At 43.6% G+C, this 16,311-nt stretch carries 14 protein-coding genes; 12 read left to right on the top strand and 2 right to left on the bottom strand.

Features of this window, described 5'->3' with window-relative positions; genetic code table 11:
* The first annotated feature begins 106 nt into the window (after positions 1 to 106).
* Entirely contained in the window at positions 107 to 1,432 is a 1,326-nt protein-coding gene (locus tag NSS65_RS16370; protein WP_046313155.1) for an MATE family efflux transporter, read from the top strand.
* A gap of 20 nt (positions 1,433 to 1,452) precedes the next feature.
* On the opposite strand, the gene yvfG is transcribed toward NSS65_RS16370, so the two are convergent.
* Positions 1,453 to 1,668, bottom strand: coding sequence for a protein YvfG (gene yvfG, locus NSS65_RS16365; protein ID WP_024423509.1), 216 nt, complete (start codon positions 1,666 to 1,668; stop codon positions 1,453 to 1,455).
* Positions 1,669 to 1,738: 70 nt separating this feature from the next.
* Between yvfG and rpoN the strand changes: the two genes are divergently transcribed.
* Positions 1,739 to 3,037, top strand: coding sequence for an RNA polymerase factor sigma-54 (gene rpoN, locus NSS65_RS16360; RefSeq protein WP_326135274.1), 1,299 nt, complete (start codon positions 1,739 to 1,741; stop codon positions 3,035 to 3,037).
* Between the two features lie 172 nt (positions 3,038 to 3,209).
* Positions 3,210 to 3,947: a FadR/GntR family transcriptional regulator gene (locus tag NSS65_RS16355; protein WP_046313158.1), complete on the top strand. Its 738-nt coding sequence runs from the start codon at positions 3,210 to 3,212 to the stop codon at positions 3,945 to 3,947.
* Between the two features lie 30 nt (positions 3,948 to 3,977).
* Here the strand turns inward: NSS65_RS16355 and NSS65_RS16350 are convergent, their stop codons facing one another.
* Positions 3,978 to 5,417, bottom strand: a complete 1,440-nt coding sequence (locus NSS65_RS16350) for a sigma 54-interacting transcriptional regulator (protein ID WP_326135275.1) — start codon at positions 5,415 to 5,417, stop codon at positions 3,978 to 3,980.
* A 209-nt stretch (positions 5,418 to 5,626) separates the two neighbouring features.
* Here NSS65_RS16350 and NSS65_RS16345 point away from each other — a divergent pair, with 209 nt between their 5' ends.
* The 9 genes from NSS65_RS16345 (at position 5,627) to NSS65_RS16305 (ending at position 16,289) form a co-directional block, all read left to right on the top strand.
* Positions 5,627 to 6,820: an ornithine--oxo-acid transaminase gene (locus NSS65_RS16345; RefSeq protein WP_034280960.1), complete on the top strand. Its 1,194-nt coding sequence runs from the start codon at positions 5,627 to 5,629 to the stop codon at positions 6,818 to 6,820.
* 139 nt (positions 6,821 to 6,959) lie between these two features.
* Entirely contained in the window at positions 6,960 to 8,333 is a 1,374-nt protein-coding gene (locus NSS65_RS16340) for an amino acid permease (RefSeq protein WP_051627329.1), read from the top strand.
* Between the two features lie 309 nt (positions 8,334 to 8,642).
* Positions 8,643 to 9,680, top strand: coding sequence for a sugar-binding transcriptional regulator (locus tag NSS65_RS16335; protein WP_034280955.1), 1,038 nt, complete (start codon positions 8,643 to 8,645; stop codon positions 9,678 to 9,680).
* Positions 9,681 to 9,711: 31 nt separating this feature from the next.
* Positions 9,712 to 10,719, top strand: a complete 1,008-nt coding sequence (gene gap, locus NSS65_RS16330; protein ID WP_007500174.1) for a type I glyceraldehyde-3-phosphate dehydrogenase — start codon at positions 9,712 to 9,714, stop codon at positions 10,717 to 10,719.
* A gap of 213 nt (positions 10,720 to 10,932) precedes the next feature.
* Entirely contained in the window at positions 10,933 to 12,117 is a 1,185-nt protein-coding gene (locus NSS65_RS16325) for a phosphoglycerate kinase (protein ID WP_024426073.1), read from the top strand.
* 30 nt (positions 12,118 to 12,147) lie between these two features.
* Entirely contained in the window at positions 12,148 to 12,909 is a 762-nt protein-coding gene (tpiA, locus tag NSS65_RS16320) for a triose-phosphate isomerase (RefSeq protein ID WP_065214785.1), read from the top strand.
* Positions 12,902 to 14,437 (top strand): 2,3-bisphosphoglycerate-independent phosphoglycerate mutase, encoded by a 1,536-nt coding sequence (gene gpmI, locus NSS65_RS16315; protein ID WP_144496385.1) that lies wholly within the window; start codon positions 12,902 to 12,904, stop codon positions 14,435 to 14,437. Before tpiA ends, gpmI begins: the two co-directional genes overlap by 8 nt.
* Before the next feature lie 31 nt (positions 14,438 to 14,468).
* Complete coding sequence (gene eno / locus NSS65_RS16310) at positions 14,469 to 15,761, top strand: phosphopyruvate hydratase (RefSeq protein WP_003212752.1); 1,293 nt, start codon at positions 14,469 to 14,471, stop codon at positions 15,759 to 15,761.
* Between the two features lie 258 nt (positions 15,762 to 16,019).
* A complete protein-coding gene (locus NSS65_RS16305; RefSeq protein WP_024423498.1) occupies positions 16,020 to 16,289 on the top strand; it encodes a hypothetical protein in 270 nt (89 codons plus the stop codon).
* The last annotated feature ends 22 nt before the right edge of the window (positions 16,290 to 16,311 follow it).

Here is a 16,311-nt window from a genome sequence, read left to right as displayed (position 1 = left end):
TCAAGCTGAAAAAAAGACAAAGGGCGAAAAGAAAGATTTTAGCCCTTTGCAGGCAAACTGCGCCTCTTTTAGAAGAGGCTATTTTTCATGAAAGGCAGGCGGCAGTGTGAACCATCGAGCGTATTTGGCTTTGGCCATTCCTTTAACAATTTCAACGATGACCACTCCATTACTTGGAGCTGTTGATACAGCGGTTGTCGGTCAGCTCGCAAATCCCGCTTACATTGGAGGCGTTGCGGTCGGCAGTCTCATTTTCAGTACATTATATTGGCTGTTTGGTTTTTTGCGGGTCAGTACATCTGCTTTTGCCGCCCAGGCAAACGGAGCGCAGAATGAGGAACTAGGCGTTCTTGCTTTTCTAAGACCTTTTTTCGTCGCCGTCATCGTCGGACTTTGTTTTATTGCTCTGCAATGGCCGATCATTCAATCTGCTTTTCTAGTGATCTCTCCTGATGCTGATGTCCGTCAATTTGCCGCAGACTATTTTCATATTCGCATTTGGGGAGCGCCATTTACTTTAATGAATTATGTCATATTGGGCTGGCTGATGGGGATGGCAAAAATGAAAGAAGCTCTTTCATTACAAATCCTGATCAATGTCATGAATATGGCGCTCGCATTTCTGCTTGTTCATGTGTTTTCGTTTGCAGTCAAAGGAGTTGCGGCTGCGACATTGATATCTGAACTAACCGCTTTTGTGTTAGGGGCATGGATCATCATGAAGCATTCGTCAAACGGATTCCAGATGCCTTCCATTAAGAAAATCATGGATACACAGGCAGTGCAGAAAATGTTTCATGTGAATAAGGATTTGTTTATTCGTACGATCTGTCTGCTAGTGGTCATCAACATGTTTACCGCAAAAGGTGCTTCTTTTGGTACAGAGCTGCTGGCAGCCAATGCCATCTTATTTCAAATTCACTACATCATGGCTTATTTGTTCGATGGTTTTGCCAATGCGTCCAGCATCCTTGTTGGCCGATCAGTTGGTGCAAATGACCGCACCCTCTATGAAAGAACCTTAACCCTTTCAAGGCAGTGGGCACTTGTCATGGCATGTGTCATTGCGGCGGTTTATTTTCTATTAAAAGAGCCGATATTGAGCTTGTTTACCAATCTCCCTCATCTGCTTGATGTGACATTACGCTATGCAGACTGGCTCGTTCTTTATCCGTTTGCGGCTTGTTTCGGTTTGGTCATTTACGGCGTATTTACAGGTGCGACAGAAATTGCCCCTGTTAGAAATTCGATGCTGTTTGCGATGATTTTGTTTATCGTCGTTCAAACCGCGGTCACGCCCCTTTGGCACAATCATGGCCTATGGTTTGCCTTTATCATTTATACTGTCGGGCGGTCTGGCTTTTTGATGATGTATAAATCGAGGCTGGATCAGAAACTTTTCGCACATGATAAACACCCTTTGCCATCTTGACAAAGGGTGTTCTTTTTCGTTCATTCGCTTTCCTTTTTCACCTTTTGATAGGCTTCATCAAGATGCTGAATTCGCTTCAATACAACCGCATTTTTGGTCAGCTGGTCTTGAACAAGCGTTGACACCACGGAGCGGTAATAGGCATTCATGGCATGAACCTTGTCTTCATTTTGGTTCATGGCGATGTGTTGTTTCAAGTTGTCGACAAAGTATGGAACGGAAAAAAGTTCAGACATAGAAATCACTCCTATTTCGTATATACGGTCCGTCAATCTTCATGTAAAATGATGAGAGGGAGGGGAGACAATGAGCCTTAAACTGCAACAAGAACAGGTATTAAAGCAGGTGCTCACACCAGAACTCAGGCAGGCCATTACGCTGCTGCAGCTGAATTGCACAGAGCTCGGCGAGTATCTTGACCAGTTAGCACTTGAGAACCCTCTGATTGAGCGGAAAGACACGGACAGCTACCAACCAGTTTATCATAAAAAATCACACGATCGAATGACAGAGCCGTATCGAACGCATCAAAAAGAAAGCCTGCAAATGTTCTTAAAGAGACAGGCGATTGATTTAAATTTAAGTGACAAGAATCAAAGAATCTTTTACTTTATGATTGAGTCCATTGATTCCAATGGCTATCTAAATGAACCGATTGACGCAATGGCATCTGTCTTAGAGGTCCCAGCTGAAGAAGTAGAAGCCGTCCTTCATCAGCTGCAATCCCTAGAGCCTGCCGGTATTGGCGCAAGATCATTGCAGGAATGTATCCTCCTTCAACTGAGAAGAAAAAAGGAACGCTGGTATGAAGCCGAGCTGATCATCGAAGAGCATTTCTTTCTTTTTGCCAGAAAGGCTTGGAAGGAAATTGTGGCGAAAACAGGTGTTTCAATGAAAACACTCCAAGCGGTACAAGATGTAGTGTCTCAGCTTGAACCAAGACCAGGCCTTCATTTCTCATATGATGAAGAGCATCTGTATATAGAGCCTGATGTGACGATTACTGTGATGCAGGATCACATCACATTTGAGCTGAATCAGCGCGCTTTTCCAGACGTTGAAATGAATGAAGGCTACTTCGCCATGATTCAAGAACAAAAGCGGCATGAAGCATACACGTATTTAAAGGAAAAAGAGCAGCAGTACAATTGGCTTGTCCAAGCGCTGAAGCAAAGAAAGCAAACGATGACTCATGTCGTTCGTGAGATTATCTCACATCAGACAGATTTTTTCCTAACAGGGAAACATAAAATGAAACCGCTTACGATGAAGCGGATCGCAGATATACTGCAAGTGCATGAGTCAACAGTCAGCCGGACTGTAAAAGGGAAAATGGTGCAAACCCCTTATGGTCTCATGGAAATGAAACAATTTTTCCAAGCAAAATTAGAAGGGCATTCACTAGAAGAGGCGTCCAGCTACACTGTCAAAACGCACATTGCAGAACTCATCCAAACGGAAAATAAGAAAAAACCGTATTCAGATCAGCAAATCATGACGCTGCTTCAGCAAACCTTTGGCATCCGGGCGTCACGCAGAACCATTGCAAAATATCGCGAACAAATGAATCTTCCGTCCTCTACGCTGCGGAAGCGATACGATTAAAAAGAAGTACTTGCCAGAACATGGCACGTGCTTCTTTTTTTGTTGAAAGCAAGGCAGCCCGAAGATTTCTTGAAAATTAAAGAGGGGAGACGTGTGATCGGAAATTTTGGGGTAAAGTATAAGATAGGGCATGAGCCGATAGGGATAGACAACAGTGATGAGGTGAGACCAATTGAAATATAAACAAATCAAAACGAAAAAAATATATGAAGAAATTGCGGATGCATTAATTGAATCCATTCGTACAGGTGAGCTTCTTCCGGGGGAAAAATTAGATTCGGTTCAAGCGCTCTCAGAAAGCTTTCAAGTCAGCCGTTCTGCTGTAAGAGAGGCGCTGTCTGCTCTCAAAGCGATCGGATTAATAGAGATGAAGCAAGGGGAAGGTACATATGTGAAGCAGTTCGATCCTGAACAGCTCACATTTAGTCTGTCTCCTGCATTTTTGATGAAGCAGCATGATGTCACGCAGCTCCTTGAATTAAGGACCATTATTGAGACGGGTGCTGTCAAAAAGGCAGCGCTGCTCCGAACGGACGATGACCTTCATCAGCTGCGTGAGGCACTCGAACAAATGAAACTCGCAGAAGCACATAAAGAAACTGGTGAAGAGGCAGACCTCTCCTTCCATCTCGCCATAGCCACAGCCTCAAAGAATGATTTATTAAAAGCATTAATGAATCAGGTCTCCACCTTGCTGGTAGAAACGATGCGTGAGACGAGAAAAGCCGTCTTGTTTTCAAAAAAAGCCTCCATTCGGCAGCTTTACAAAGAACATGAACACATTTACAAAGCCGTCTTGGCAAGACAGCCAGAAGAAGCAGAAAGAGCGATGCTCACGCATTTAAAAAATGTAGAAAAACTGCTGAGTGACGTGATTCAAGAACCGGCAGAAGAGTCAGAACCACAGTAAGCTGTGCCGAATAAGGGCACAGCTCTATTATTAACGAGAAATATGCAGCTTTTTCATGCGATATTGCAGACTTTGCCTGCTCATGCCCAGTATCTTTGCAGTCTGTGAAATATTATCGTCCATTTTTTCTAAGTAATGGACGATGTATTGTTTTTCGAATCGTTCCATTTGGGTTTGAAAATCAGTCGTATGTTCTTGGCTTGTATAAATAAACGTGTCAGCTGCTGCGGTATGCTGCAAAGGATTCGTCTGTAATTGCGCTGCAGGGCGCCCTTCCCCATGCTTAAATCTAAAATGATATGGAAGGTGATGCAGGCTTAAGTAATCCTCATCCATCATCATATTCATCCCCGCTTCAATCACATGCTCCAGTTCTCGTACATTACCCGGCCAATCATACGCTTGAAAAAGGGCTAGTACCTCTTCGTCAGCCGCTTTCACCTTCATTTGAAACAGCTCATTATATTTTTGAATAAAATGACTGACAAACGTAGGAATGTCTTCTTTTCGCTCAGAAAGCGGCGGAATAAATAATGTGACAATACCCAGCCGATAAAATAAATCCTTGCGCATGCGTCCGCCTGCGATTGCATCTACAGGATCCTCATTCATATTGGCAATGACTCTTACATCAACAGCGATTTCTTTTGTGCTGCCAAGCCTTCTCACACGCTTCTCCTGTAAAACACGCAGCAGTTTTGCTTGAAGACCAGGATTTAATGAGTTGATCTCATCAAGCAGCAGTGTACCTCCCTGCGCCTGTTCAAATAAGCCGGGCTGATCAGCTGCGCCTGTAAAAGCCCCTTTTTGTGTACCAAAGAGCAGACTTTCAATGAGATTATCAGGCAGTGCCGCGCAATTCTGGGTAATAAATGGTCCAGATGACCGGCTGCTGCCGTTATGAATGCTTTGCGCAAATAGTTCTTTTCCTGTCCCTGTTTCTCCAACAATGAGCACATAGGAAGAGGTGCGTGTCGCTCGTTTTGCATGCTCAATCACCTCTAAAAACGCAGGACTTTCTCCAATAATGGAATCAAAGGTAAAGCGTGTGCTTCCTTTTTTCTTCATATTGTGGTGAATCAGCCGTTCCAGCTTGGTCACATCATTCGAAATTTCAACCGCTCCTTGGATGAGGCCGTCTCGAACGAGCGGGTATGTATGATTAATCGTTGTGATTTCTTTTCCGTTGTAATTATGATACGTCTGCTTTGCATGAACGGTTTGTTTCCCAGTACGCAGCGCTTGGACAAGCGTACTGTGCATGTCGTCTTGGAAGACGAAGAGGTCTAATACATTTTTATGGAGAACATCAGAGCGTTTCAAAGACTCAATCTCCATCATTTTTTTATTATAGACAACAGTATTGCCATTCTCGTCAATTGCATGAACCCCGACATCTATTAAATCGAGCATTTGTTTATACAGATCAATCTCATTTTCGAGCTTTGCAGTATACGAATCTTCTTTCATTGCGCCACCTCCAGACGTTACCTCTATTTTACATGAAAAATTTTGCGGTTTCCTCTAAAAAATTTGGCAGATGCAAAAATATTTTGCATAAAAAACCAGATCAATCACCGCCATAATGCAGGCAGAAAGTTGGCACGATCCTTGCATATCATATGTGTGTAGATGAACCCAATGAAAAAGAGGCTAGCTTATAGAAGGAGGAATAGACGATGACACAGACAAATGAATTGATTCAACAAACCGAACAATACGGTGCGGCAAACTATCATCCACTGCCAATTGTGATTTCAGAGGCTGAAGGAGTTTGGGTGACAGACCCTGAAGGCAATCGATATATGGATATGCTGAGTGCATATTCCGCAGTGAACCAAGGGCATCGCCATCCCCGCATTATTGAGGCGCTCAAAAAACAGGCAGACCGGGTAACACTGACCTCAAGAGCTTTTCACAATGATCAGCTTGGTCCTTGGTATGAGAAAATTTGTCAACTGACGAATAAAGAGATGGCACTCCCGATGAATACTGGAGCTGAGGCTGTAGAAACAGCTGTCAAAGCAGCAAGACGCTGGGGCTATGACGTCAAGGGAATCGAAGACAATCGCGCAGAAATCATTGCGTGCGTCGGTAACTTCCATGGCAGAACGATGACGGCTGTTTCCCTTTCTTCTGAAGCAGAATATCAAAGAGGTTTCGGTCCAATGCTTCCAGGCATTAAACTGATTCCTTATGGAGATATTGAAGCGTTACGTGAAGCCATCACACCACAAACAGCGGCTTTTCTGATCGAACCTATTCAAGGAGAAGCGGGAATTGTCATGCCGCCAGAAGGCTTCTTGAAGGAAGCGAAGGCGCTTTGTGAAAAGGAACATGTGCTGTTCATTGCGGATGAAATTCAGGTCGGATTAGCGCGAACAGGAAAGATGTTTGCATGTGACTGGGAAGACATTGAGCCAGATATGCTGATTCTTGGGAAAGCTTTAGGCGGCGGTGTATTCCCAATCTCGTGTGTGGTCGCAAACCGCGATATATTAGGTGTGTTTAACCCTGGATCTCACGGCTCTACCTTCGGTGGAAATCCTCTTGCGTGTGCGGTATCGCTGGCTGCACTGGATGTCTTAATCGACGAAAACCTTGCAGCGCGTTCTATGGAGCTTGGCGAATACTTAAAAGACAAACTCACGCGCATTCAAAGTCCTGTCATCAAGGAAGTGCGCGGCCGCGGATTATTTATCGGCATGGAGCTGACAGAGGCAGCGAGACCTTATTGTGAGAAGCTGAAACAAGCAGGGCTGTTATGTAAGGAAACCCATGAGACTGTCATCCGCTTTGCACCGCCTCTCACGATATCTAAAGAAGATTTAGACTGGGCGATTGGTCATATTGAAGCATTATTTCAAGCATAAATGTCAAAGGGGGAGAAACCTTCACTTTCTCCCTTTCCCTTTCAACGAACAGCGAATTTTGTCAAAGGATGATGAATAGAAGAGTGAAAGTGGGGAAAATGATTTGAAGCAAGAGCAGCATAATGAACTAGAACGTTCCATGAAAAGCAGGCATCTCTTTATGATTGCCTTAGGCGGCGTCATTGGTACTGGTCTTTTCCTTGGGTCAGGACTCATTATCCATCAGGCTGGACCCGGGGGAGCCATTCTATCCTTTATCATTGGCGGATTGTTAATGTATTTGGTGATGCTCTGTCTTGGAGAATTAGCAGTGGCGATGCCGACAGCGGGTTCCTTTCAGGAGTATGCAACCAAATATATAGGTCCGTCCACAGGCTTTATGATCGGCTGGCTTTATTGGTTTAGCTGGGCATGTACAATAGGACTGGAGTTTACGTCAGCAGGCATTTTGCTCCAAAGGTGGTTCCCAGATATCCCTGTTTGGCTTTGGTGTCTTGCGTTTAGCGTGATTTTATTTGCCGTGAATGCCATCTCAGCTCGCAGCTTCGCTGAAACCGAGTTTTGGTTTTCAGCCATTAAGGTCGCTGCCATCCTATTATTTATTATCATTGGAATTGGCGCAATTTTCGGAATGATTCATCTGAAAGATGGAGAACCAGCCCCTCTATTTCGTCATTTAACGGATCATGGCGGACTATTTCCTAACGGCGTTTTTGCTATTTTATTAACTATGGTCACGGTCAATTTCTCCTTTCAAGGAACAGAACTTGTAGGGATTGCCGCAGGAGAGAGTGAAAACCCTGAAAAAACATTGCCTCGTTCTATACGAAATATTATTTGGAGAACGATGGTCTTTTTCGTTTTATCCATTGCGGTTCTGGCCGCGCTTCTTCCGTGGCAGACAGCAGGCACTGTCGACAGCCCGTTTGTCGTCGTGCTGGACAAGGTCGGTATACCGTATGCTGCAGATATCATGAATTTTATCATCATCACAGCGGTCTTATCTGTAGCAAACTCTGGATTATATGCATCATCACGTATGCTTTGGGCACTGTCGAAAGACGGGAAAGGACCTGACTTTACGAAAAAGCTGTCCAAGCGTAAAATTCCGATCAATGCACTATTGGTCACAATGGGCGTATCTGCACTATCTCTGCTGACAAGTGTTGTGGCACCAAAAACGGTGTATGTGTGGCTCATTTCTATTTCTGGTATGGTTCTTGTTGTGGTGTGGATGTCTATTTGCTTGTCCCAGTATTTCTTTAGAAAACAATTCATAAAGGCGGGCGGAGATGTAAAGGATCTCGTCTTCCGAACACCGCTCTATCCATTTGTCCCATTAGCAGGCTTTATCGCATTTGGCATTGTCCTCATCAGCTTGTTTTTTATCGAGGATCAGCGGATCGGTCTTTATTGCGGAATTCCGTTCATGGCTGCCTGTTACATCATTTATTATCTCAAAATCAAACCGAAAGAAGAGGCAAAACAGTTTGGAACCATCACAAAAACATAAGCAAATCCTGAAAAAAATGTGCATGCTGATCTCACCAGCATGCACATTTTGCATCGTGAATACATTCTATATAAAAGAAAATAAATATTTTGAAAAGAAATATCATAGCAAGAACCTTGATGACAAGCAGGTTATCGGTGAAAATGTGTCTATTTTTTGTCTAAATGTGTTTGTAAGAGTTGAAAATGCAAGATTATCCTGTTAAAATAATTAAAGAAAGCAGGGATTGATTTTTTTTGGCTGTGGCGGGACGTTTTTTGTCACAGTGGGACGTTTTTGGTCCAACGTGAAAAGAAAGGGTCGTTAGCCATGAATCATTTATTGGAAGCTCAAAAAAAATTATTGCCAGATCTTCTCATTGTTATGCAAAAACGCTACGACATTTTGCAGTACATCAGATTAGCTGAACCAATTGGCCGCAGAAGCCTTGCGACGAGTCTTGGTCTCAGCGAGCGCATCTTACGTGCTGAAGTTCAGTTTTTAAAAGAACAAAATCTGCTGGATGTCAAAACGAGCGGCATGATGCTGACGAGTGAGGGTCACGCTTTGCTTGAAATGCTTGAAGGAATGATGAAGGACGTTTTAGGTTTAACCTTTTTGGAAAATACATTAAAGAGAAAGTTAGGCCTGGAAGAAGTCATGATCGTTTCTGGTGACAGTGACGAATCCCCGTGGGTGAAGCAAGAAATGGGAAGAGCTGCTGTCCAATGCATGAAAAAAAGGTTTACTGGAAATAATATCGTCGCCGTCACTGGCGGAACGACGATGGAAGCCGTTGCCGAAATGATGACCCCTGATGCCAAAAACCGCGATATGATGTTTGTCCCTGCGAGAGGCGGTCTTGGGGAGAATGTAAAAAATCAGGCAAACACCATTTGTGCCCACATGGCTGAAAAAGCTTCCGGTACTTACAAACTGCTGTTTGTTCCAGGGCAGCTGTCAGAAGGTGCTTACTCTTCCATTATTGAAGAGCCGTCCGTCAAAGAAGTGCTTCAAACGATTAAATCGTCCACGATGCTTATTCATGGTATTGGTGAAGCAAAAACAATGGCGATGAGACGAAATACACCAGCTGAAGATTTAAAAAAGATTGATGAGCATGACGCAGTGACAGAGGCCTTTGGCTATTACTTTAATCGTGATGGTGAGGTCGTACACAAAGTGCACTCCGTCGGTATGCAGCTAGATGATCTAGAAAGCATTCCACACATCATTGCTGTTGCAGGTGGATCATCAAAGGCGGGGGCGATTGAAGCTTATTTCAAAAAACCGCGCCGAACGGTTCTCGTCACAGACGAAGGAGCCGCAAAAGAGTTATTAAGGGAGTCAATTGATCCCTCAATATAAAACATTGTGACCTATAAAAGGAGGAAACATCATGGCAGTAAAAGTCGGTATTAACGGATTTGGACGTATTGGACGTAACGTATTTCGTGCAGCATTAAATAATCCTGAAGTTGAGGTAGTAGCGGTTAACGATCTAACAGATGCTAACATGCTTGCACACCTTTTACAATATGACTCTGTTCACGGAAAACTAGATGCAGAGGTTTCTGTAGACGGTACAAACTTAGTAGTGAACGGTAAAACAATCGAAGTATCAGCTGAGCGTGACCCTGCGAAATTAAGCTGGGGTAAACAAGGCGTAGAAATCGTTGTTGAATCTACTGGATTCTTCACAAAACGTGCAGACGCTGCGAAACACTTAGAAGCTGGCGCTAAAAAAGTCATCATCTCTGCTCCTGCTAACGAAGAAGATATCACAATCGTTATGGGTGTAAACGAAGACAAATACGATGCAGCTAGCCACGATGTCATCTCTAATGCATCTTGTACGACAAACTGCTTAGCTCCATTTGCAAAAGTACTTAACGATAAATTTGGTATCAAACGCGGTATGATGACAACTGTTCACTCATACACAAATGACCAGCAAATTCTTGATCTTCCGCACAAAGACTACCGTCGTGCTCGTGCAGCTGCGGAAAACATCATCCCAACTTCTACAGGTGCTGCGAAAGCTGTTTCACTTGTATTGCCTGAACTTAAAGGTAAATTAAACGGTGGCGCTATGCGTGTTCCAACACCTAACGTTTCTTTAGTTGACCTTGTGGCTGAATTAAACCAAGATGTAACAGCTGAAGACGTAAATGCAGCACTTAAAGAAGCAGCTGAAGGAGAACTTAAAGGAATCCTTGGCTACAGCGAAGAGCCATTAGTATCTGGTGACTACAATGGTAATGCAAACTCTTCAACAATCGATGCTCTTTCTACAATGGTAATGGAAGGCAGCATGGTGAAAGTGATTTCTTGGTACGATAACGAGAGCGGATATTCTCACCGCGTTGTTGACCTTGCAGCTTACATTGCAAAACAAGGTCTTTAATTTCTCACACTGAAGGAACTCACTTGGTTCTTTCCTAGAGACACGATATAATGAAGACGGACAAGGGAAGGGGAAGCATCCCTTTCCCTTTTTCTCTGTTTTTATCCGTTCTGCACGATTTCTCGTTTTGATGAGGGCAAAATGGGAAAAGGATAAAGAGAGTCTTGTCCAATGCGTAAGGAAACCAGAATAAAGGAGGATCTCCTGACGAGCATGAATAAGAAATCAGTAAAAGACATTGACGTAAAAGGTAAAGTTGTGTTCTGCCGCGTAGATTTTAACGTTCCGATGAAGGACGGAGAAGTGACGGATGATACTCGTATCCGCGCAGCATTACCAACAATTGAGTATTTAACAGGACAAGGCGCAAAGGTACTGCTAGCTAGTCATTTGGGTCGTCCGAAGGGTCAAGTTACTGAAGAACTGCGTCTGACACCTGTGGCAAAACGTCTGCAAGAGCTTCTTGGAAAAGAAGTGAAAAAAGCAGATGAAGCTTACGGCGACAACGTGAAAAAGCAAATCTCTGACTTAAAAGAAGGAGATGTGCTAGTGCTTGAAAACGTTCGTTTCTATCCTGGTGAAGAAAAGAACGATCCTGAATTATCAAAAGCATTTGCTGATTTAGCCGATGTGTATGTCAATGATGCGTTCGGTGCTGCACACCGTGCACATGCATCGACAGCTGGTATTGCAGCTTATCTTCCGGCTGTTTCAGGCTTCCTCATGCAAAAAGAGCTTGAGGTTTTAGGAAAAGCCATTTCAAACCCTGATCGCCCATTTACAGCGATTATCGGCGGCGCAAAAGTAAAGGATAAAATCGGTGTGATTGAAAGTCTTCTTGATAAAGTGGACAACCTCATCATCGGCGGCGGACTTGCTTACACATTTGTGAAAGCATTAGGCCACGAAGTAGGGAAATCTCTATTAGAAGAAGACAAAGTAGATTTAGCGAAATCCTTTATGGACCGTGCAAAGGAAAAAGGCGTGAACTTCCTGATTCCAACAGATGTTCTGGTAGCCGACGACTTTTCAAATGATGCGAATACAAGCATTGTGCCAATCTCTGAAATTCCAAGTGATCTAGAAGCACTTGATATTGGAACAGAGACAAGAGAAAAGTATGCTGACGTTATTAAAAACAGCAAACTTGTTGTCTGGAACGGACCAATGGGTGTATTTGAAATCGATGCATTCGCTAAAGGAACAAAAGCTATCGCAGAAGCACTGGCAGAAGCAAAAGATACATATTCTGTCATTGGCGGTGGAGATTCAGCAGCAGCTGTTGAGAAATTTGGTCTTGCCGATCAGATGAGCCATATTTCTACAGGCGGCGGCGCTTCACTTGAATTTATGGAAGGCAAAGAACTTCCTGGTGTTACTGCATTAAACGATAAATAAGACCAAAACTGCTATAAGGAAGTGTCAATCATGAGAAAACCAATTATAGCTGGGAACTGGAAAATGAACAAAACACTTGGCGAAGCAGTCAGCTTCGTTGAAGAAGTCAAGTCATCTATTCCATCTCCTGACAAAGTGGAATCCATTGTCTGTGCGCCAGCTCTTTTCCTTGAAAAGTTAAACAGCCTTTCAAACGGAACAGACCTTAAAATTGGTGCACAAAACATGCACTTTGAAGAAAATGGTGCATTCACTGGTGAAATCAGCCCTGCTGCTCTAAAAGATTTAGGCATCGGCTATTCAGTGATTGGGCATTCAGAGCGCCGTGAATTCTTTGCTGAAACAGATGAAACAGTGAACAAAAAAGCACATGCTGCATTCAAGCATGGCATCGTTCCAATCATTTGTGTAGGTGAAACGCTTGAAGAGCGTGAAGCTGGCAAAACAAATGAACTTGTCGCTGATCAAGTGAAGAAAGCACTAGCTGGTTTAACGAAGCAGCAAGTCGCTGAATCTGTGATTGCATATGAGCCAATCTGGGCGATCGGTACAGGAAAATCTTCTACAGCGAAAGATGCAAACGACGTTTGCGCACACATCCGCAAAACCGTTGCAAGCGAATTTGGTCAAGAAGCGGCAGACAGCCTTCGCATTCAATATGGCGGAAGCGTGAAGCCGGCAAATATTAAAGAATATATGGCAGAATCCGATATTGACGGTGCTTTGGTAGGCGGCGCAAGCTTAGAACCTCAGTCTTTCGTTCAATTATTGGAGGAAGGTCAATATGAGTAAGAAACCAGCTGCATTAATCATCTTAGACGGGTTCGGTTTAAGAGGCGAAACAGTCGGTAACGCTGTCGCACAAGCAAAAAAACCGAACTTTGACCGCTACTGGAACGAATTTCCGCATCAAACCTTAACGGCTTCAGGTGAGGCAGTAGGCCTCCCAGAAGGTCAAATGGGGAACTCTGAAGTTGGGCATTTGAACATCGGTGCAGGGCGTATTGTGTATCAAAGCTTAACAAGGGTGAATGTTGCCATCCGTGAAGGGGAATTTGAGAAAAACGAAACGTTCCTAGATGCAATGACGTATGCAAAAGAGAATGACAAGGCGCTTCATTTATTTGGACTCTTGTCAGACGGCGGTGTGCACAGTCACATCCAGCATCTTTTTGCCCTGCTGAAGCTGGCGAAAAAAGAAGGCTTAACAAAAGTATACATTCATGGCTTCTTGGACGGACGTGATGTTGGTCAGAAGACAGCCAAAGTGTACTTGAAACAGCTGGAAGATCAAATCAAAGAAATCGGTGTCGGTGAAGTCGCAACACTTTCTGGACGCTATTACTCAATGGACCGTGACAAACGCTGGGATCGTGTGGAGAAAGCGTACCGCGCGATGGCGTACGGTGAAGGCCCAAGTTATCAAAACATTTATGATGTCGTTGATGACTCCTATGAAAATGGAATCTACGATGAATTCGTTATTCCATCTGTCATTACGAGAGAAAATGGTGAGCCGGTTGCCAAAGTAAACGATGGCGACTCTGTGATTTTCTATAACTTCCGTCCAGACCGTGCCATCCAAATCTCGAACACTTTCACAAATGAAGATTTCCGTTCGTTTGACCGCGGAGAAGCTCATCCGAAGAATTTACACTTCGTCTGCTTCACACACTTCAGTGAAACGGTTGATGGTTATGTTGCCTTCAAACCAGTGAATTTGGATAACACAGTAGGAGAAGTGCTTTCTCAAAATGGATTGAAACAGCTGCGGATTGCTGAAACAGAGAAATATCCTCACGTGACGTTCTTTATGAGCGGTGGACGTGAAGAAGAATTTCCTGGTGAAGACCGCATCTTAATCAATTCACCAGATGTGGCAACCTATGACCTCAAGCCGGAAATGAGTGCTTATGAGGTAAAGGATGCACTTGTTGCAGACATCAATGCTGACAAGCATGATGCGATCATTCTGAACTTTGCTAACCCGGATATGGTTGGTCATTCAGGTATGCTTGAGCCAACAATCAAAGCTATTGAAGCAGTAGATGAGTGCTTAGGAGCTGTAGTCGACGCAATCCTGGCAAAAGGCGGACATGCCATCATCACGGCAGACCACGGTAACGCAGACGTGCTCATTACCGAAGAAGGAAAGCCGCATACTGCACATACAACGAATCCTGTACCAGTCATCGTGACGAAAAAAGGTGCGACGCTTAGAGAAGGCGGTATTTTAGCCGATCTATCTCCAACGCTTTTAGACTTACTTGGTCTTGAAAAACCAAAAGAGATGACAGGAACATCATTAATTCAGAAATAAAAAAATTGTTTCAAAAGGAGAGAAATTAAACATGCCATACATTGTTGACGTATATGCACGCGAAGTATTAGACTCTCGCGGTAACCCAACAGTTGAAGTAGAAGTTTACACAGAATCTGGCGGCTTTGGCCGTGCGCTTGTTCCAAGTGGTGCTTCTACTGGTGAATATGAAGCAGTAGAACTACGTGACGGAGACAAAGACCGTTACCTTGGAAAAGGTGTTCTGACAGCTGTAAACAACGTAAACGAAATCATTGCACCAGAGCTTTTAGGCTTTGATGTAACAGAACAAGTAGCGATTGACAAAATGTTAATCGAACTTGACGGAACAGAAAACAAAGGGAAATTAGGCGCAAACGCAATCCTTGGTGTATCTATCGCTGTAGCACGTGCGGCTGCTGATTTCTTACAAATTCCACTGTATCAATACCTTGGTGGATTCAACTCCAAAACGCTTCCAGTACCGATGATGAACATCGTCAACGGCGGAGAGCATGCGGATAACAACGTAGACATTCAAGAATTCATGATCATGCCTGTAGGTGCACCGAACTTCCGTGAAGCACTTCGCATGGGCGCTCAAATCTTCCATAGCCTGAAATCTGTATTAAGCGCAAAAGGCTTAAACACAGCTGTAGGTGACGAAGGTGGATTCGCTCCAAACCTTGGTTCTAACGAAGAAGCACTTCAAACAATCGTTGAAGCGATCGAAAAAGCTGGCTTCAAACCAGGTGAAGAAGTGAAACTTGCAATGGATGCTGCATCTTCTGAGTTCTACAACAAAGAAGACGGTAAATATCATTTATCAGGCGAAGGTGTTGTGAAAACATCTGCTGAAATGGTTGACTGGTATGAAGATATGGTATCGAAATACCCAATCATCTCTATCGAAGACGGCCTTGATGAAAACGACTGGGAAGGTCACAAACTATTAACTGAGCGCCTTGGCAGCAAGGTTCAGCTAGTAGGAGACGACTTGTTCGTTACAAATACGAAGAAGCTTTCTGAAGGAATCAAAAACGGCGTTGGTAACTCAATCCTGATCAAAGTAAACCAAATCGGTACATTAACTGAAACATTTGATGCAATCGAAATGGCAAAACGCGCAGGATACACAGCTGTTATCTCTCACCGTTCTGGTGAAACAGAAGACAGCACAATTGCAGACATCGCTGTGGCAACAAACGCTGGACAAATCAAAACAGGTGCTCCGTCTCGTACGGACCGTGTGGCGAAATACAACCAATTACTTCGCATCGAAGATCAATTGGCTGAAACAGCACAATATCACGGCATTGCAACATTCTATAACTTGAATAAATAATGTCAGCTATGCGCTGCGTTCCGTTCTTTCATGAGAGCGGGACGCAGCGTTTTTTTGTGTTGAGCGAAAATCCGGTGGCTAATTCATTTGGCTTATCCTATTTCTGTAAAAAATCCTCCTTCAGTTAGAGAAGAAGCCAAAATCCCCTCCATTTATAAGCACTAAATCATGAAAAATCGACTAAAAATATGATCTGAAATGAACTTATGCTTTCTGTAAGGAGGTGGTATCATTTTACATATATTAGGGGGTGATGAGATGCTGAATCCTTTTAGCCTTCGTTTTCCAGTAGGTGTGTATATGTATGTCCTTCACCTATTGGCGGCATATGATGAAAGGAAGCAACGAATTTTAACTTCTAAGAATGTACAGAAAAACGCATTTTGGATTTATGTCCTTGCCGCTATATTAGGCATTATTTCACTTGGAGCATTGATTTGGGCATGCAAGACCTTTGGACGGGGCTCGAAATTTTTAGGAGAGTTCAAATTATTAGGCATGTACGTTAAAATTCAGTGCGGTTTTTAACAGGGATGAGAACAGATGCAAG

The organism is Bacillus sp. FSL K6-1006 (assembly GCF_038593175.1).
Taxonomy (GTDB): domain Bacteria; phylum Bacillota; class Bacilli; order Bacillales; family Bacillaceae; genus Bacillus; species Bacillus safensis.
The sequence above is the reverse complement of the archived record's forward strand: the minus strand, read 5'-3'. Positions and strand labels throughout refer to the sequence as shown.

Excerpts from the sequence above, each read along its gene's own strand:
- NSS65_RS16335 (WP_034280955.1), top strand. The coding sequence starts at position 8,643 with ATGAATCATTTATTGGAAGCTCAAAAAAAATTATTGCCAGATCTTCTC.
- NSS65_RS16325 (WP_024426073.1), top strand. The coding sequence starts at position 10,933 with ATGAATAAGAAATCAGTAAAAGACATTGACGTAAAAGGTAAAGTTGTG.
- NSS65_RS16305 (WP_024423498.1), top strand. The coding sequence starts at position 16,020 with ATGCTGAATCCTTTTAGCCTTCGTTTTCCAGTAGGTGTGTATATGTAT.
- eno (WP_003212752.1), top strand. The coding sequence starts at position 14,469 with ATGCCATACATTGTTGACGTATATGCACGCGAAGTATTAGACTCTCGC.
- NSS65_RS16340 (WP_051627329.1), top strand. The coding sequence starts at position 6,960 with ATGAAAAGCAGGCATCTCTTTATGATTGCCTTAGGCGGCGTCATTGGT.
- NSS65_RS16345 (WP_034280960.1), top strand. The coding sequence starts at position 5,627 with ATGACACAGACAAATGAATTGATTCAACAAACCGAACAATACGGTGCG.
- tpiA (WP_065214785.1), top strand. The coding sequence starts at position 12,148 with ATGAGAAAACCAATTATAGCTGGGAACTGGAAAATGAACAAAACACTT.
- NSS65_RS16350 (WP_326135275.1), bottom strand. The coding sequence starts at position 5,417 with ATGAAAGAAGATTCGTATACTGCAAAGCTCGAAAATGAGATTGATCTG.
- gpmI (WP_144496385.1), top strand. The coding sequence starts at position 12,902 with ATGAGTAAGAAACCAGCTGCATTAATCATCTTAGACGGGTTCGGTTTA.
- yvfG (WP_024423509.1), bottom strand. The coding sequence starts at position 1,668 with ATGTCTGAACTTTTTTCCGTTCCATACTTTGTCGACAACTTGAAACAA.
- gap (WP_007500174.1), top strand. The coding sequence starts at position 9,712 with ATGGCAGTAAAAGTCGGTATTAACGGATTTGGACGTATTGGACGTAAC.
- rpoN (WP_326135274.1), top strand. The coding sequence starts at position 1,739 with ATGAGCCTTAAACTGCAACAAGAACAGGTATTAAAGCAGGTGCTCACA.